Genomic DNA, 19,134 nt, shown 5'->3' with positions numbered 1-19,134 from the left:
ACTAAAAAACAAATAAAGTTTGATATTCCAGTATAAAATAATAAAGATAAAGGGCGGGGTTTTAAAATAAATTTTAAAAACTCAATCAATTATCTGTTTTTCTGCTGAATCTGATTTATCATCTTGAATAAGTATTTTATCTATCACTTCTTTAAATTTATTATATTTTTTACTATAGTCTTCTTCATTTATATTTTTGTATTCTGTGATTAATAATGAAGCCTCAGAATTATTTCCAAGATAATGCAAAGATAACGCTTTATAAAATTTTGAATCTTCATAATCTATAGCAATATCAAAATCTTTTATACATTCCTGATATTTATTAGTATTAAATAGACAAATGCCTCTGTAATAATAAAGTTCATTGTTTTTATTATTCACCATTAATTTAGAAATATATTTTTGAGCCTTCTGAAAATTATTTAATTTCATAAAACAAATAATTATTTTCTCTTTTATTTTAAAATCATCAGTTTTTAATTCTTCATACGATTTTAACGCTCTTTTATAATCTTCTAAAGAAAAAAGATAATCAGACTTTTTTAATTTCAATTCTTCTATATAATCACTATCAAATAAATCATGTATTTTTAATATATCATCAATACAGCTTATAATATTTTTATAATCATTTAATTTTTCTAAAGCCTCCAATTTATTTTTTAATAAATCAATATTTTTATTATCCAATTTTAATGCTTTATCAAAACATTCTATAGCTTCTTCGTTTCTGTCTAATTTTGATAAAGAAGCTCCTTTATTATTATAAGCATTAATGTATTTATCATCTAATTCTAATGCTTTATTATAACATACTATAGCTTCCTCATATCTGCCTAACTCTGATAAAGCAGTTCCTTTATTATTATAAGCATTAATGTATTTATCATCTAATTCTAATGCTTTATTATAGCATTCTATAGCTTCTTCGTTTCTGCCTAACTCTGATAAAACAACTCCTTTATCATTATAAGCATTAATGTATTTATCATCTAATTCTAATGCCTTATTATAGCATTCTATAGCTTCTTCGTTTCTGTCTAATTTTGATAAAGAAGTTCCTTTATTATTATAAACATAAGATTTTTTATCATCTAATTCTAATACTTTATCATAGCATTCTATAGATTCTTCATATCTGCCTAATTTTGATAAAGCATTTCCTTTACTATTATAAGCATCAATATTTTTAACATCTAATTCTAATACCTTATTATAACATTCTATAGATTCTTCATATTTGCCTAAATCTGATAAAGCAGTTCCTTTATTATTATAAGCATCAATATTTTTAACATCTAATTCTAATATTTTATCACAGCAATATATAGCGTCTTTATAATTATTAGAATGATTTAAGCATATAAATTTTTTATAATAAAAATCTAATGATTTTTCTTTATCAAATGAAGATAAATAATCATCATTAACATTATTTAAATTAATCAATGCTTCCCTATACTTATTTAATGAGAATAATGACATTGCTTTTCTATAATGAGCAATACTATTTTTACTATCAATATTAATAACTTTGTCAAAACATTCTATAGCTTCTTCATATCTGGCTAAATCTGATAAAATAGCTCCTTTAACATTATAAGCATAAATATTTTTATTATCTAATTCTAATACTTTATCAAAACATTCTATGCCCTCTTCATATCTGCCTAAATCTGATAAAACACTTCCTTTGCTAATATAAGTAGTAATATTTTCATTATCTAATTTTAATGCTTTATCAAAACATTCTATAGCCTCTTCATATCTGGCTAAACATAATAAAGTAGTTCCTTTAACATTATAAGCATAAATATTTTTATTATCTAATTCTAATACTTTATTATAACATTCTAAAGTTTCTTCATGTTTTTCTAAAACTGCTAATATTATTCCTCTACCAATATAAGCACTAATATTTTTATCATCTAATTCTAGTACTTTATTATAACATTCTATAGCTTCTTCATATCTTTTTAAACCTAATAAGGCTTCTCCTTTAAGATTATAGACATTAATATTTTTATCATCTAATTCTAATGCTCTATTATAACATTCTATAGCTTCTTCATACATATATAATTTTAATAAAACATTTCCTTTACCAATATAAGTATCAATATTTTTATTATCTAATTCTAATGCTTTATCATAATATTTTATAGCTTCTTTATATTTGCCTAACAAAGATAAAGCATTTCCTTTAATATTATAAGTATAAATGTTTTTATCATCTAATTTTAATACTTTATCAAAACATTTTATAGCTTCTTCATATTTGCCTAAATAATATAAGGTATTTCCTTTATTGGTGTAAGCATTAATATTTTTATTATCCAATTCTAATACTTTATTATAACATTTTATGGCTTCTTCATATCTTCCTAAATATGATAAAACTGTTCCTTTATTGGTATAACTAGTTATATTCTTATCATCTAATTCTAATGCTTTATTATAGCATTCTAAAGCTTCTTCATACATATGTAATTTTAAAAGTGTGTTTCCTTTATTGGTATAAACATCAATATTTTTATCATCCATAATCTTATTTCCTAAAATATTTAATAGTTACATAATACATTATTACAAAATATTTTTAAATAACAAATATACCCTATAGGGATTTAATATAAAAACTTGAAAAAAATAATTTTTATAATATAATAAATAAAAACTTGACTATAGGATATATTGTTTATGAAATATTTGTTAATTCTTTTTCTATCTACCATAATATTTTCTTGCTCTAACGATAATAACGATACTAACAATAATAAAGAATTAAATAATAATGCAGATAAAGTAACTATAAATTTAGATGACAGTACAGATAATAATATAAATAAAACAGAACAATCAAATACAGATGATAAAGATAATAAATCAAATAATTCATCAATAAATACAAATCAAACAGAAGAAACAACATATTATTCATACACAGATAAAGAAATTATATCTTTTATAGAATCAGGAGATTTTCAAACAATCAAAAAATTAATTGAATCAAAAAGTTTAGATGTTAATTATAATTTAGAGATAGATGAATATTCTAAGTCAACCCCTTTAATACAAGCTATAAAATATAAGCAAACTAATATCATAAATTATTTATTAGAAAACAATGCAGATGTTAATTTAACTTTAGGATATTCTACTCCATTAACAGAAGCTATGTATGATGAAGAACTTGTTAGTAAACTTATAGATTTAGGAGCTGATGTAAATTTACCTGCTGAACTTACAGGCTTTACTCCTCTTATGGCTAGTCTTCATAATATTGCTATAACAGAGCTTTTAATTGAAAAAGGTGCGGACATTGAAGCTAAAGATGATGACGGCATTAATGCTTTAGTTTATGCCTCAACTTATAATAATGAAGAGATGGTAAAATTTTTACTTGAGAAAGGTGCCGATGCCAATACAGTATGCGAAATAGAAAATGAACATATTGATATATCGCCTACTCCTTTAATGAATGCTGCTTATAGAGGGAATACTAATATAATAAATATGTTATTAGAAAATGGTGCTGATATTAATTATACCACTGATTTTGGAATGACTGCTTTAATGTATGCAGCAAGTTTTAATCAATTTGAAGCTGCAAAAGTACTTTTAGAAAATAATGCTGATACTTCTGTAACTGATGAATATGGTAGGACTGCACTTGATCTGGCAAAATCAGAAGATTATAAGGATATAGTTGAGCTTCTTGAAAAATATAATTAATACTTTTTAATTATATATACTGAAACAAATATACTTTGTCAAAAATAAATTTATATTTTTGTTTTTATATCTGGGGCTTTGCCCTTACGAAGTACACAGCGTGCAATACCCCAGTTCTTTTACGACCGAAGGAAGTACTGTAAGTATTGGTATAAAAGAACCAAAAAAACTGCATTTTTAACCTAAAATTATGGTATTACACCATATTTAATAGATATTCTTAAATATAAAGTTATAGCAATTGCGTTTTCGCGAAGCGTATCCGAGCCTGTCGAGGATATATCAACTTTGACGAAGTCCGCAGAGCGTGTGCGGCAAAAAAGTTGATAATTCTATATAAAGTGCATCAGTTAACAAACTTAAAAATTTTCAGTATATATAAATAAACTTGATTATAGAATATATTAATGAGGAAATATTTTTCTGCTATAATGATACATTATTCATCAAATATCATTAATACTATTTTTTATAAATAATTTTTCCATGATTTTTTATATCATTTATTAATTCTTGATTTTCTATATCATTATAAGAAATAACATCGAATTTTAAAAGAGTAGGAAGCTCTGATAATTCTTCTTTTAGTCTTTCGCAAAATAGTAAATCAAACTTTCCAATTACAGCCAAATCTATATCCGAATTATATTTTTCTTTATCCATTGCCCTAGAACCAAACAGTATAACTTTTTCTATACTCTCATAAGAACTGCATATATTTTTTATACCTTCTTTTATCTTTTCATCAAGCATTAATATTTATCCTTTAATCATTTATTTTTTCAAAAAAGAAACTATATAATTCATTAAGTATTTTCAAATAATTATTTTTTATATTATTAATAATTTCTTTAAATTTAATGAAATCATAAGTATGTGAAAGTAAATTACGGCTTAACATCATATCTATAAAATCATCTTGATTTTTGATAATCTTTGCTGAATATGCTTCTTTAAAAATATTTCTTGGAGATATATCTATATTGTTTAAACTTCCATTATATTCTAAATAATCTTTCAAAGTTTTCCAAGCCAATTCATAAGTATATTCAAATCTTTGAACAACACCTTCCTGCTCCAATAATGATAATTCTTCTATTTCCTTTTCTTCAAATACACTTTTTAATAAATTAAATGCTTTTTCAAAATTGTTAAATCTCTGTTTCCAACGAATATTTTCTGACATAATATTTCCAATAATTTTTAATTATAATTATATAATACAGAACATATTTATCAAGTTTTTTAATTTTCATCATCAAGCATATTATTATAATATTCTCTTTTTAATTTAATATCTTTTAAATATTCTTCTTTAAACAATTACTTATTTTAACTATCCATAAGTTTTATATAATTTTTTATTATTGGGTTTTCATTATTATTAAAAATTTCATTAATCTTACCGCTTGATAAAATTTTACCGTCATACATAAATATTGCATTATCCGATATTCTTTTTGCCTGTGCTATATTATGAGTTACTATTATAATTGTATATTTTTCTTTTAAACTCAATAATGTATCTTCTATCTTATTTGAATTGATAATATCCAAAGAGGAACAAGGCTCATCAAGAAGAAGTATATCAGGCTCTACGCTTAAACTTCTTGCAATGCAAAGTCTTTGTTTTTGTCCGCCGCTTAATTTCAAAGCTGAAGTATTTAATTTATCTTTTACTTCATCATAAAGACTTGTAAGTTTTAGTATATCTTTTACTCTTTCTTCTATTTGTTTTTTATTGAACCCATAATATTTTAAAGCATAACTTATATTTTTATAAATTGTCATAGGAAAAGGAGTTGGAGTTTGAAATACTATTCCTATATTTTTTCTCAATGTTTCTATTGGAATATTATTAGTATTTATATCATTGAAATAAATATCTCCATTTACAATGGCATCATTTTCTTCAAGTATTATTTTATTTATAGTTTTTAATAATGTGCTTTTACCGCAGCCGCTTGGCCCTATTATGGAAGTTATTTTATTTTTTTCAAAGTCTATATTTATATTATCAAGTATTTTTTTACTTGAATAATATACTGATACATCTTTTAATTGTAAAATATAATTATTCATGTTTTATACCCGATTTACTAATTTTTAAAAATCTCAAAAATACCGCAAAAAAGTTTAATATTAAAACTATAGAAAGAAGCACAAAAGCAGTAGCATAAGCATTTGCCTCAGATATTCCCTGAGTTAGAAGTATATATAAATGATAAGGAAGAACCATAGAAGGTTTAAATATTGATGTAGTAAGAGGTGCATTTATAACAGCACCAGTAAACATCAAAGGAGCAGCTGCCCCTATAGCTAAAGCACCTGCAAGCATTACTATAGATAAAGCCTTTATTCCTATTTCTTTTAATACTATATGAATTATTGTGTATGATTTGCTTATTCCCAAAGCATAAGAACTATTTATAATATCAGTGTTCAATTCTTTTAATACCTTCTTTATTCTTATTGATATAAAAGGAAGAATCATAATAGACTGAGTTATAGCCATTGATAATATTGATTTTCCAAGTCCTAAATGTAATACAAGCATAGCATATCCGAATAATCCCAACACTACAGAAGGTATTCCTGCTATACATTGAAAAACTATATCAAAGCAAGAATTAATATATTTATTTTTATTATAAAATACCAAATAGATTCCTGCAGATATTCCAAACAAAGAGGATATAACAGCCGATATTATAGATGTGTATAAACTTCCAATTATTGCCGGAAATATTCCGCCTTCCTTTCCAAGTATAATTCCTTCAGGCTTACCTAATAAAAAATCTAAACTTAAAGCATTTCTTCCTTTATAAAGTATAAAAACAAATATAAATACTGTTATAAAGATAATTACAGCAAAACTTATAAAAGACCATATCTTAATTAAATTTCTCATAATTCTAGTTTAAGTAAATATTTTCTCAAAAAATGCACAGATATATTTATAATAGATAAAGTTACCATTAGTATAGCACCGCTTGCAAATAAAGCACTATAATGCAAACTTTTTACCTCAGCCATTCCTATTTCCAAAGCAATTAAAGAAGCTATGGTTTCAGCCTTTCCTAATAATCTAGGAAAAACTAAAGAATTACCTATCACCATCATAACAGCCATAGTTTCTCCCAATGCCCTAGATACAGCAAGTATAAATCCTACTAAAATAGCATTCTTTGAATTTGGTAAAATAAGTTCTGATATCATGTACCATTTATCTATACCAAGAGAAAGAGAAACATTATTATAATCTTTTTTTAACATCATCATACTTTCTGTAACAGTGGATATTATAAAAGGAAGTATCATAAAAGAAAGAAGTAAACTAGCTGCCAAAACAGATTCTCCAGCAGACATATTAAGTATTGGTATATGTTCAAAAAATTTTACTATTATTACCAAACCTATAAAACCATATATTACAGAAGGAACAGCAACTATTAAATCCATTAATGAAAGAGAAAAAGAACGCACAAAATCATTTGCCGCAAATACTAAAAATATACTGAATCCTATACCTATAAATAAACTTATCAATGTAGAAAGCATAGCAGTATATATTGTAGAAAGTATAATATAAAAAATTCCGTAACTTTCTGAAACACCAAAAGCTAATGGACGCCATACTTTACCGAATACAAAATTATATATACCTATATGTTTTAATATTGGAATACTCTCTTTTATTATAAAAAATATAATGAATGCTAATACAATAATACATAAGAAAGATATTATTGTTATAATCAAAGAAAAAACTTTTTCCTTTAAATCATTAAGATTAGATTTATTATTTTTTTTGATAATATCAGAATATTCCAACATCAAAATTATTTACTAATTTAATATTTTATTCAACAGGAATATAACCGTTTTCTTCTACTATTTGTTTTCCTATATCGCTGAATACATAATCTACAAATGCACTTTCACTTTTAGAAAGTTCTGAATTTTTGATAAACATCAATGGTCTTTGTATTTTGTATTGTCCATTCAAAATATTTTCTTTAGTAGGCTCTACTCCGTCAACTTTGAAAGCAAATAAATTATCTTTATTTTGATTATAAACTCCATAAGAAGCATAACCTATAGCATTTTCATTTTCTACTATTTTTGTACCCAAAGCACCCATTGAAGGTGATTGTATAGCATTAGGAGATATTTGTGTTTCACCCATTATAGATTCTTGGAAAACTTCATAAGCTCCGCCGCTTAAATCTCTTATTATTACAACTATTTCTTTTTGAGGTAAAGAAGCATCTACATCGCTCCAATATTTATATTCGCCAGAAAATATTTTTCTAATAGTATCAGAATCCAAATTATCTTTAATTTTTACTATTGGATTTTTAGCATTAACTGATACTGTTAAAGCATCAGAAGCAACTAAAAATTCTTTATAATTTGCCATTTGTGATTTTTCATTATCTCTTATTTTTCTTGCAAGCATACCGAAACTAGCTGTATTATCTAATATGCTTTTTACTCCTGCACCGGAACCTGCTGATGATACATATATAGATATTTTTTCATTAGGCAAATCAGAAGATACTTTATCCCAAGTAACATATTCTTCCATAAACTTATTTCCAATAGATGCCATTACAGGTGCTAATGAAGAAGATCCGTCAAATGATATTTCTGCTTTAAAATCTGTACTAGATGAAGCAGCTTGAGTATTTGAAGCATTATCTGTTTTATTAGAATTGCAGCTGAAAAGTACAGCCATAATTGATAGAAAAAGTATAAATTTTTTCATAGTACTATCCTTTAATATTTGTAATTGCTATGTAATTTAACATGTAAAAATATAAAGTCAATAAATTAATATAAAATTATTTCAATTTGAATACTCCAACCGCACGCTAAACAAAATTATAAATATAGAATAATTATAATTTAAAATTTAAACTACAAATAAAATTCCGCTCACCGTGCGTTAAATAGATTCTAAAGTTAATAAAAACTTGGGCGGGCATGCTTTTTCTAATTAAGCAATAAAGTTAATAGAATCTTTATTTTTAGTAAAAATAAAAAAGCATAAAGGGCGGGGTTTTAAAATAAATTTATAAAGTAAAAAATTTATTTACATCTGCCCACCCTATTGCCTTATTATTTTTATTTGATGTTTTTGTTTAAAATTTCTTTATAGTGAAAAACAGAAATTACAGCACCCACCCTAAACGTTATTTGAATTTATAGTTTTTATACCGCACGCTAAACAAAATTATAAATATAGAATAATTATAATTTAAAATTTAAACTACAAATAAAATTCCGTTCACCGTGCGTTAAATAGATTATAAAGTTAATAAAAACTTGGGCGGGCATGCTTTTTATAATTAAGCAATAAAGTTAATTAAACTTTATCTTTAGTGCAAAATAAAAAAGCATAGAGGGCGGGATTTCTCCAAACCACTCTATGCTTTAATTGTTAAAATTAAATAATTTTATAATACATTGGCAGCAAGTTCTGCAAGCTGTGAACGCTCTCCTTTTTCAAGTGTTACAGTACCGCTTAAAACTTCCGCTTTTGTGCGGTCTATTAAATAAGTAAGACCATTGTTTCTTTCGTCCAAATAAGGAGTATCTATTTGATGAATATCTCCTGTGAAAACTATTTTTGTTCCTTCGCCTGCTCTTGTTATAATAGTCTTTATTTCATGAGGAGTAAGGTTCTGTGCTTCATCTACTATAAAATAAATTTTGTTCAAACTTCTTCCTCTAATGTATGCAAGAGGTGAAATTACTATTTTTTCATTTTCAAGCATTTTTTTGATATTCTTACTTTCATCGCTGTCATCAGAATGAATATGCTGTATAACTGAAAGGTTATCAAATAAAGGCTGCATATAAGGATCTAATTTACTATTAACATCACCAGGAAGGAAACCTAAATCTTTATTAGAAAGAGCCACTACAGGACGGGCAAGAAGTATTTGTCTGTATTCGCGTCTTTTTGCTAAAGCAGCAGCTAATGCTAAAAGAGTTTTACCAGTTCCAGCTTTACCCATTATAGTAACTAAAGGCACATTATTATCAAGAAGAATATCCAAAGCCATAGCCTGTTCTTCATTTCTTGGTTTTATTCCATAAGCATTTATATTAGAATCAACATGAACTATAGTATTAGTATCTTCCTTATATTTTCCTATTACTGCCTCATCATCTTCTTTTACTCTGTAGCAGAAATAAGTATTAGGATAAATAGAATGTTCACCTTTAACTGCTATTTCTTTATTCTCGCTAAGTTCTTTTATATAGATTTTAGCATTATCGCCTGAAATATTTTCTATACCAGTAAATAATGAAGATAACTTTTCTATCTTGTCAGTATTATAATCTTGAGTGTCTATTCCTAAACTTCTAGCCTTCATTCTCATATTAATGTCTTTAGTTATAAGAATGACTCTATAATTCTCACATTTTATATTATAGGCACATGATAGTATTTTATGATCCGGTATATTTCCTGCAAATATCTTTTTGAATTCTTCTCTCTCTTCATTATTAACATCTATAAATACCTTACTTTTATTATCAAGCAAAGCACCTTTTTTAAATATATCTTTTACTCCTTGAAGCTCCTCATTTTTCTCTACAATGACATCAAGTTCGCGTATAAACTCTCTGGCATTGAAATTGATTGTATCACTTCCTTTTTTGAACTTATCAACTTCTTCCAAAACTGTAATAGGTATAACTATATTAGTTTCTTCAAAAGAAAATATTGACTTAAAATCATGAAGTATAACATTTGTATCAAATACGAACACTTTCTTATTAGGTATAAAATTCTCTGTCATCGCAAATCCTTAAAATTATTTTTAGCATATTTTTATACTATAATATAAGTATAAAAATAAATGCTATATAATAAGTATTGTACAAAAGAAATGAAAAATCAAATTCATTAAACTCGTTTCATATTATAAATGTACAATTTTGTTATTTTTATAAATAATACTGTTACTTTTAACAACATAATAAAGCTATATAAATATAATTATATATAAATACCAATAAAAATTATAATACTAATTAAATAATACTAAAAAACATAAAAAACTAATAATAAACTAAATCAAACATCATTACTATACTTTTTAGGCATAAAACTATATAACACATAAATATTTGATATAATTTATTTTTTCTGTAAAATACAAATAAATAAAAACAAAGGAACAAATCAAATGAATATAGAAGAATTTATAAAACACTGTAAAGAAGGCAATCCCATATCAAGCGAAGATAAAGAACTTTCACCGCTTTTATATGAATGCTCACAAAATGCAATAAAAATAACAATGCAAATAAATAACAGCTATCATACCACAGAGGAGGTAAGAAAATTATTTGAACAATTAACAGGTGAAAAAATAGATGAAAGTTTTACATGCTTTCCGCCATTTTATACAGACTTTGGAAGAAATATAAAAATAGGAAAGAATGTATTTTTTAACTGCGGCTGTTCATTTCAAGACAGAGGCGGAATTACTATAGGAGATAATGTATTTATTGGTATGAATGTAACTATATCAACTTTAAATCATGGAATAGAAATACAAAACAGAAGTACAACATATCCATCAAAAGTAACAATAGGCAATAATGTTTGGATAGGTTCTGGTGCCAATATACTTCCAGGTGTAACTATAGGAGATAATTCCATAATAGCTGCTGGTGCTTTAGTTAATAAAGATATTCCTTCTAATGTAATAGTTGGAGGAGTGCCTGCAAAAATCATAAGAAATTTATAATAAAAATTTAAACTAAAATTAATGATAAGGAGATTTATATGAAAAAAATAATATTATCAGCAACTTTAATACTAACTTTTTTAATATCTTGTAACAACAACCAATCACAAAATAATCAAAATAAAGGAGGAGATGATATGGATACAAGAGTTTTTAAAATTTATACAAATATAGAAATGAAAAAAGTAAGATTTAAAAACCGTTATGGTATAGAAATAGCAGGAGATTTATACTTACCAGAAAATTATACTAATCAAAAAAATCCTGCAATAGTTGTATCTGGCCCATTTGGAGCAGTTAAAGAACAAGCTTCAGGATTATATGCACAGGAAATGGCTACTTATGGTTTTGTTGCTTTAGCATTCGATCCTTCTTTTACTGGTGAAAGCGGCGGAGATGTAAGAAACACTTCTTCACCTGATATATTTACAGAAGATTACAGTGCTGCTGTAGATTATTTAGGTTTGCTTGATTATGTAGACAGAAACCGCATTGGTGCAATAGGTATTTGCGGACTTTCTGGTATGGCTATTACTGCTGCTGGAACTGACACTAGAATAAAAGCTGTAGCAACTGCTTCAATGTATGATATGTCAAGAGATATGAGCAAAGGACATCAAGATTATTATACTCCTGAACAAAGAAGAAAAATAAGAGAATATTTAAGCGAGCAGCGTTGGAAAGATGCTGAAAGTAAAACTTATGCTTTAGGTAATCATGAACCTACTTTTGATGCAAATAATAATATACAAGCTTCTGCAATGGTTGTACCGGAAGAACTTCCAGAAAATACTGATCCTGTATTTGCTGCTTTCTACAACTATTATGCTAAAAGAGCTTATCACCCTAGAGCTATAAACTTTGTTACTTCTTGGACTGCAACAATGCCTGTATCATTTTGGAATTTCCCTTTAATGGCTAATATTAAAGATGTTTCTCCTACTCCTATACTTTTAATAGCAGGCGACAGAGCTCATTCAAGATACTATTCTGAAGATGTTTATAAAGAAGCATTAGAACCAAAAGAATTAGTAATAGTAGAAGATGCTGATCATGTTGATTTATATGATAACATGGAAAAAATTCCTTTTGAAAAATTATCACAATTCTTCAAAGACAATTTGAAATAATTCGAGTCTGTTAAAATAAAAAACACCCAAGTATTATTTATTAATGCTTGGGTAATTTTTTTAACGCACGGTAAACAAAACTATTTTTATAATAAAAATTATAATTATCAATTCATATATCTTATATAATTTTACTCACCGTGCGGTATGTTAATCATAAATTTAAATAAAGCTTGGGCGGGCTTTATATTTCCAGTATATACCTAAACAACTATACTTTGTCAAAAGTAAAGTTATATTTTTGTTTTTATATCTGGGGCTTTGCCCCATACCCCACTCTTTTGCGACTGAAAGGAGTGCCTATGGCGTGCCCCAAAGAAGCAAAAAGGCTACATTTGGGCTTTAATTTAATAAATTATCTTACATGTAAGACAATTTTAGTATGATTTAGTACTAATTCTATCCTTGCACTTTTTGCGGCGGGAAAAAGAACAACAAAAAATTGACAAACTCTAAAATTTTTAGTATAAACTATAAGGAAATAAATATAAAAATAACTAATAAAATTAAAAAGCATAAAGGGCGGGCAAATGTAAATAAATCTTAAAACTTTATTCTCAACCCCACCCTCAAGATTTTGTAATTTATTTTGTATTAAAAATTTAATTAATATTTTTTATTTAAATTAGAATTTATTAGCACCCACCCAAGTGTTTTTTAAATTTGCTATGCAATTACCGCACGTTAAATATTTTTTAATTTATAGAAGTATTATAAAAAGAAAATATATTTATATTTTGTGATTTGTTTACCGTGCGTTATGAATCAAATTTTATTATTAAATTCATTTGTAATCCTATCTAAAAATATTTTGGAAGCCCTTGAAAACTCCTGATTCTTCTTCCAAACTATATTAAGCCCAGATTCTAATTTTGGCTTTAAAGGTATAAAACAAATATTTTCATTATGCATATTATCAATTAATTTATCCAAACTCAAAGCATACCCCATTCCTTCCCTAACCATAATCAATGCATTATAAAGTAAGTTATATGTAGCTGCTATATTAAGCTTATTAAAACTATCACCAAACCATCTTATAAAATCATTGTCGCTTAATTTATTTTCTATAGCCTGCCTAGACATAATTAAAGGCAAATCTAATAAATCAGTTTTGGTTATATATTTCTTTTTGGCAAGTTTAGAATCTTTTCTCATAATTACGCCCCAAGTATCTTTAGCAGGTATTTTTAAATAATCATACTTTGACAAATCAGCAGGATCTATTAATACACCAAAATCTAATAATCCTTTATCAAGTTTTTCTGTAATATCACTAAAATTTCCGCTGTAAATATTGTATCTTATATGAGGATAAGTTTCTTGAATATCTTTCATAATAGAAGCAAGCAAACTCATAGCCCAAGTCTCACCTGCACCAATAAATATATCACCAGCTATTAATTCATCAGTAAAATTGAATTCCGCTCTGGTTTTTTCTATCATATCTATTATTTCTTCAGCCCTCTTTTTTAAAAGTATTCCTTCTGGAGTAAGCTCTATATTATTATGCTTTCTTTCAAAAAGTTTATGCCCTATATCTCTTTCAAGCATGTTAATCTGTCTTGATAAATTAGGCTGAGTAAGATTAAGATATTTAGCCGCTTTTGTAATATTGCCTTCCCTTACAGCTATTAAAAAATATTTTAAAGCTCTAATTTCCATTATACTCTCCTAAAAGATATATAATACTTTTTAAGTATTGAATATATTAAATCATAACTTATTATATTATATAAATTCTATAAATACAAAAGCGGAATACTATTTTTATATTATACATGAAGTTTGAAATACTCTAATTCTGAATATACATTCTCAGTATTATTTGCAACTTCTCTTCCTAAAATAGCACTATTATGAACTAGATTAGAATTCTCCTGAGTAATATTGTTTAATTCATTCATAGCAAGTGCAATTTCTCTTACACTTCCTTCTTCTTCAGAAACTGCATTATGCAAGTCTATTAAAACTTCCGAAACTTCTTTGGCGGAATTTTCAATATTTAAAAGTATTTCAATAGAATGCCTTACTGATTCATCACCTGTTTCTATTTTAGTAACAGTGTTTTCTATTATATTAGTGATTTTTCCAGCAGCATCATTAACATTTTGTGCTAAGGAACGTATTTCAGAAGCAACAACTGCAAATCCTTTACCTTGATCACCTGCTCTTGCTGCTTCAACTGCCGCATTTAAAGCAAGTATATTGGTTTGCAATGCTATTGATTGTATGAGTTTTATTATATCAGATATTTCTTTACTTGATTCAGATATCTCAAGCATATTAGTAGAAATTTGATTTACTGCCTCTACTCCAACTTTTGTTGCATCAGCTACTTTATTACTCATATCCTTTACATCATTTGTATGTCTTGATGTTTCAGATATAGAAGAAAATAAATTTTCTATAGCACTGCTAACTTCTTCTATGGCAGCAGCCTGAGAAGATGTCCTGTCTGATAAATTGTCTATTCCTTGAGATATTTGACTGCTTGAACTATTTATTGAAGATATATGTTTTTTTATTTCTGAAACTATAGATGATATTCTATTTTGCATATCATTAACAGAATTAACTAAATGCCCAGACTCATCTTTCAAAGATAAATCTTCTTTATTAAATATACTATTAAAATTACCTTCTTTCATTAAGTCTATAATGTTTATTGTATTTTTTAGAGGCTTTACTATCTTTTTTACAAGCAGCCATTCTATTAATAATATAATAACCATAACAACAAATACAGCAAGCATTAATAATCTAAATTGTGTATGTATTATACTAGCATCACCTTTAAATATTAAAAGCCAAGGAGCATTATTTATTTTTTGTATAGCATACCATTGATTTCCTGATATTTTTACTTCGCCTACATGAGAAGATAAATTACCTTGAAAAGGAGCAAATAAAGGATCTTTAAATAAATTATTATTTTCATCTAATATATATTCGCTATTTTCATGAGTCATATATATTCCATTTGGTGATACAATATAAAAACTTTCATCAAAATTTTCTTTTACACCTTTCATAATACTGTTCATATTAGCAAAATCAATGGCAAATACACCTTTCAATTTACCATTTGTATATATTGCTTTACTGAATGTAACTGTAAGTTCATTAACTGCAAAATCTATGTATGGGTCACTTACAACTATATCATTTGCTGCAATTGCATCTTTATACCAAGGTCTTGAAGTTTGATCATAAGTTCTTGGATATTCTTCCAAAGTATTTATATATATTCCGCCTTGAGAATATGGTACAGTATCTCCAAAATACATATTCAAATATCCGGAACCTGTTTTTTGAACATTAGTAATAAAATTTCCAAATGTCTCTAAATTTGGATTTGCTTCCAAATTATTTACTATTAAATTAACAGTATTTTTTATTTCTTTTACATAGTTTTCTGTTTTATTTTTTGAGTTTAGAGTTTCTAAAGATTTTTCCTTCAAAAATTTAGATACATATATCGGTTTGTAAAAAATATAGAAAGCTAAAAATGCAATTAATAACAGCACCGAAAAAATACTTAAAAATTTAAACACTAATCCTTTTTTCATAAAAATTTAGACTCCATAATTTACTTAATATAAAAGATATTTTTACAAGATTAAATATAAAAAAAATTTAGAAAATGTAAAAAAAATAATAATATTTTTTATAAAAAAAATAAAAAAAAAATTTATTGATTATAAAAAAGTATACTATTATAGTATTAATAATATAAATCAATTATATAGTTGTGATAAAAAAGGATAAGAAAAAATGGAGCGGGCGAACGGAATCGAACCGTCATCTTTAGATTGGAAGTCTAAGGTAATAACCATTATACGACGCCCGCAATTTGAAATAAATTATTTAATTTTCATTAATTATAACATCATCATAAAAAAAATCAATAGCTATAATGTTTTTTTTACAAATTAAAATTTAAATCATTATTTTTTATAATAACAAATTAATTTATTCTATTATATGCTATAATAAACAATAAAATAAATAGGAGTATAAATATGAAATTTGCTTTTCTAATAATGGATAAAATTTTTGACAGTAAAAAATACAGATCATCAATACATAATGGAGTTTCACAAATTATAGGAGTTTCAAATATAGAAGAAGCTTGTAAAATAGCCAAAGAATTAAAAGATGAAGGTATTGATTGTATAGAATTATGCGGAGGATTCAGAGAAGAAGGAGCAAGAAAAATAATAGAAGCAACTGAAAATAAAATAGCTGTTGGTTTTGTTGTACATTTAGAAGAACAAAATGATATTTACAAAAAATTATTCGGAAATGAAAATTAAATATTAGGAATTAGATTTATATAGAAAACCAGTTACTATAACTATGATACCCACAAGCATAGTAAAAGGAGCTAAAAATCCCATAAAGCCTTCAGGATTTTGTCCAACCATTGCTATGAATATAAAACTAATAGCAAATATAACAAGTCCTACTGTTAATATAATTAGATTTTGTTTAGAAAATTTATCGTGATTATTTATCATATTCAATATACAAAAAAAGTTTATAGATTTGACTCTACAAACTTTATCCTCTACTCCATATTATTATAGCACTTATGTGCTCGGGGCCGGAATCGAACCGGCACGGTCACAAGGACCAGCAGATTTTAAATCTGCTATGTCTACCAATTCCATCACCCGAGCTGGTAGTTGCTTTGTATTATAGCATATTAGAAAAAAAAAGCAAGTTATATTTTAATTTTTTATAAAATATTATTGCCAATCTTTAGGACAAGTTATTGTATTTCCATTTTTTAATACAATAGATTTAGGAAGAAGCATAGAAGATATATTTATTTTAGATAATTTTACACTAAAATCAGAAGCATCTTTCAAACTACTAGCCTGAACATAAGCAGGTACTACAATACCAATTTTTAAATTTTGATTTTCTTGCTTTGCCATTCTTATAGCAGGCACTAAATCACTATCTCCAGACAATAATATAGCTTTATCACAACTTTTATTACATGCATCTCTTACTAAGTGTATGGCTATATTTACATCACTTTCTTTTTCTTCATGATATTCATAATTATATTTTATTATATTTCCATTATTGTCTGAGATATTTAAAGATTGTGTTTTCTTTTTAAAATTACCTAAAACTACTTCTACACCAAAATGTTTTAATGCCTGTACAAGTATATAATGTTTATTTTGACTATAAGGCTTCCAAAAAGCATAAGCAGAGAAATAATATACTTTATTTATTGATTCATTGTTTTTAAGTAAACTTTTACATAAATCATAATAATTTTATCCATTTTAATTTATTATTATTTAATCTATCAATGGCATGATATATATTAAATCCATCTATATAAAAGTTAACTCTATCCATAAAAATAAAAAACCCCATCCTATGATGGGGAGTAAGGCTCCAAAGGAACCGTTACGCTTATTTATCATAAATGATACATTAAGAAACGATAAAAATCAACCACTACATTGTAAAATAAATAAGAGTTAATAATTAATGAAGATAATTTATGTACAAAATAAAATTACTAAACAATTTCTAATATAATTCTAATAAAATTAGAAGCTCATAGCAAATTTATTTGATATAGCCCATAACGAACAATTTTTATATATAACCAATAAAAATTACGCCTATGGCAAATTTATTTGACATAGCCTATAGCAAACAATTTTTATATATAACCTAATAAAAATTGGGAGCATCTGACAAGTTCACTTGGCAGATAATTATAGCGTACAATTTTATATTTTTATATATGTACAATAAAAATTATTTGACATAGACCATAACGAACAATTTTTATATATAACCTAATAAAAATTGGGAGCATCTGACAAGTTTACTTGGAAGATAATTATAGCGTACAATTTTTATTTATAACCAATAAAAATTGTTTGCCTATGGCAAATTTATTTGACATAGCCTATAGCAAACAATTTTTATATATTATAGGTTGACATAAGTATAAATTATTGATAATATGATGTACTATCAAAAAAAATTTTCAAAAAATTAATACTTAAAGAGGTAACAAAAGAATGTTCACAGCTACATTATATGCACAAGGAGCGCAAGGAGCTCAGGCAGGCAACCCATTAGTATCTATAGGTATGATGGTTGCAATATTCGCCATATTTTATTTCTTATTAATAAGACCGCAAAAACAACAGCAAAAAAAATTGGCACAAAGCATAGCAGAATTGAAAAAAGGTGATAAAATCATAGTATCAGGCGGTATAATAGCAGAATACGTTTCAGACAAAGAAGGCGGAAGAATTGCTATAGTAAAAGTAGGCGAAAATACTAAAATGGAAATAATCAAATCTTCTATATCAGCAGTTGTTACAGAAGAAATGTTAAACCCTCCTAAAAAAGAAGAAAAGAAAGATAAAAAAGCTATAGAAGATAAAAATCAAATTAAAGAAGATTTAGAAAAAGCTCAAGCAGAAGATAAAAAAGAATAA

17 protein-coding genes and 2 tRNA genes are annotated in these 19,134 nt (G+C 25.9%); 5 read left to right on the top strand and 14 right to left on the bottom strand.

Features of this window, described 5'->3' with window-relative positions; all coding sequences use genetic code 11:
* Positions 1-81: 81 nt before the first annotated feature.
* On the bottom strand, positions 82-2,547 hold the full coding sequence (locus tag R4K56_RS06310) for a tetratricopeptide repeat protein (protein ID WP_335772563.1): 2,466 nt from the start codon (positions 2,545-2,547) through the stop codon (positions 82-84).
* Between the two features lie 156 nt (positions 2,548-2,703).
* Between R4K56_RS06310 and R4K56_RS06305 the strand changes: the two genes are divergently transcribed.
* Positions 2,704-3,738 (top strand): ankyrin repeat domain-containing protein, encoded by a 1,035-nt coding sequence (locus R4K56_RS06305; RefSeq protein ID WP_335772562.1) that lies wholly within the window; start codon positions 2,704-2,706, stop codon positions 3,736-3,738.
* Positions 3,739-4,200: 462 nt separating this feature from the next.
* Here the strand turns inward: R4K56_RS06305 and R4K56_RS06300 are convergent, their stop codons facing one another.
* From R4K56_RS06300 to R4K56_RS06270, 7 genes are all read right to left on the bottom strand, one after another.
* Entirely contained in the window at positions 4,201-4,491 is a 291-nt protein-coding gene (locus R4K56_RS06300) for a nucleotidyltransferase domain-containing protein (RefSeq protein WP_335757466.1), read from the bottom strand.
* 13 nt (positions 4,492-4,504) lie between these two features.
* Positions 4,505-4,924, bottom strand: coding sequence for a nucleotidyltransferase substrate binding protein (locus R4K56_RS06295; RefSeq protein WP_335772561.1), 420 nt, complete (start codon positions 4,922-4,924; stop codon positions 4,505-4,507).
* Between the two features lie 146 nt (positions 4,925-5,070).
* Positions 5,071-5,820 (bottom strand): phosphate ABC transporter ATP-binding protein, encoded by a 750-nt coding sequence (locus R4K56_RS06290; RefSeq protein ID WP_335772560.1) that lies wholly within the window; start codon positions 5,818-5,820, stop codon positions 5,071-5,073.
* On the bottom strand, positions 5,813-6,649 hold the full coding sequence (locus tag R4K56_RS06285) for a PstA family ABC transporter permease (protein WP_335772559.1): 837 nt from the start codon (positions 6,647-6,649) through the stop codon (positions 5,813-5,815). The genes R4K56_RS06290 and R4K56_RS06285 overlap by 8 nt, the downstream gene beginning before the upstream one ends.
* The gene (gene pstC, locus R4K56_RS06280; protein ID WP_335757017.1) at positions 6,646-7,575 is read right to left on the bottom strand and encodes a phosphate ABC transporter permease subunit PstC; all 930 of its coding nucleotides are present in this window, start codon (positions 7,573-7,575) and stop codon (positions 6,646-6,648) included. Before pstC ends, R4K56_RS06285 begins: the two co-directional genes overlap by 4 nt.
* A 25-nt stretch (positions 7,576-7,600) precedes the next feature.
* Positions 7,601-8,509, bottom strand: a complete 909-nt coding sequence (locus tag R4K56_RS06275) for a phosphate ABC transporter substrate-binding protein (protein WP_335757018.1) — start codon at positions 8,507-8,509, stop codon at positions 7,601-7,603.
* Positions 8,510-9,200: 691 nt separating this feature from the next.
* Positions 9,201-10,556, bottom strand: a complete 1,356-nt coding sequence (locus R4K56_RS06270) for a PhoH family protein (RefSeq protein WP_335772558.1) — start codon at positions 10,554-10,556, stop codon at positions 9,201-9,203.
* A gap of 390 nt (positions 10,557-10,946) precedes the next feature.
* Between R4K56_RS06270 and R4K56_RS06265 the strand changes: the two genes are divergently transcribed.
* Complete coding sequence (locus R4K56_RS06265; protein WP_335757020.1) at positions 10,947-11,513, top strand: sugar O-acetyltransferase; 567 nt, start codon at positions 10,947-10,949, stop codon at positions 11,511-11,513.
* A gap of 38 nt (positions 11,514-11,551) precedes the next feature.
* The gene (locus tag R4K56_RS06260) at positions 11,552-12,643 is read left to right on the top strand and encodes an alpha/beta hydrolase (RefSeq protein WP_335772557.1); all 1,092 of its coding nucleotides are present in this window, start codon (positions 11,552-11,554) and stop codon (positions 12,641-12,643) included.
* 765 nt (positions 12,644-13,408) lie between these two features.
* Here R4K56_RS06260 and R4K56_RS06255 read toward each other — a convergent pair.
* From R4K56_RS06255 to R4K56_RS06245, 3 genes are all read right to left on the bottom strand, one after another.
* Positions 13,409-14,308, bottom strand: a complete 900-nt coding sequence (locus tag R4K56_RS06255; protein WP_335772556.1) for a LysR family transcriptional regulator — start codon at positions 14,306-14,308, stop codon at positions 13,409-13,411.
* Between the two features lie 110 nt (positions 14,309-14,418).
* Positions 14,419-16,215 (bottom strand): methyl-accepting chemotaxis protein, encoded by a 1,797-nt coding sequence (locus R4K56_RS06250; protein WP_335772555.1) that lies wholly within the window; start codon positions 16,213-16,215, stop codon positions 14,419-14,421.
* A gap of 206 nt (positions 16,216-16,421) precedes the next feature.
* Positions 16,422-16,496: transfer RNA gene (locus tag R4K56_RS06245), tRNA-Gly, on the bottom strand.
* 172 nt (positions 16,497-16,668) lie between these two features.
* Here R4K56_RS06245 and R4K56_RS06240 point away from each other — a divergent pair.
* Complete coding sequence (locus R4K56_RS06240; protein WP_335772554.1) at positions 16,669-16,962, top strand: DUF6506 family protein; 294 nt, start codon at positions 16,669-16,671, stop codon at positions 16,960-16,962.
* A 3-nt stretch (positions 16,963-16,965) separates the two neighbouring features.
* Here R4K56_RS06240 and R4K56_RS06235 read toward each other — a convergent pair whose 3' ends face one another.
* The 3 genes from R4K56_RS06235 to R4K56_RS06225 all read right to left on the bottom strand — a co-directional run bounded on the left by R4K56_RS06235 (position 16,966) and on the right by R4K56_RS06225 (position 17,898).
* On the bottom strand, positions 16,966-17,166 hold the full coding sequence (locus R4K56_RS06235) for a hypothetical protein (RefSeq protein WP_335772553.1): 201 nt from the start codon (positions 17,164-17,166) through the stop codon (positions 16,966-16,968).
* Between the two features lie 77 nt (positions 17,167-17,243).
* Positions 17,244-17,328, bottom strand: a tRNA-Leu gene (locus R4K56_RS06230).
* Positions 17,329-17,397: 69 nt separating this feature from the next.
* Positions 17,398-17,898, bottom strand: a complete 501-nt coding sequence (locus R4K56_RS06225; protein WP_335772564.1) for an NYN domain-containing protein — start codon at positions 17,896-17,898, stop codon at positions 17,398-17,400.
* A gap of 810 nt (positions 17,899-18,708) precedes the next feature.
* Here R4K56_RS06225 and yajC point away from each other — a divergent pair.
* Entirely contained in the window at positions 18,709-19,134 is a 426-nt protein-coding gene (gene yajC / locus R4K56_RS06220; protein WP_297296193.1) for a preprotein translocase subunit YajC, read from the top strand.

Origin of the sequence: Brachyspira pulli (assembly GCF_036997785.1) — a bacterium.
GTDB lineage: Bacteria > Spirochaetota > Brachyspiria > Brachyspirales > Brachyspiraceae > Brachyspira > Brachyspira pulli.
The sequence above is the reverse complement of the archived record's forward strand: the minus strand, read 5'-3'. Positions and strand labels throughout refer to the sequence as shown.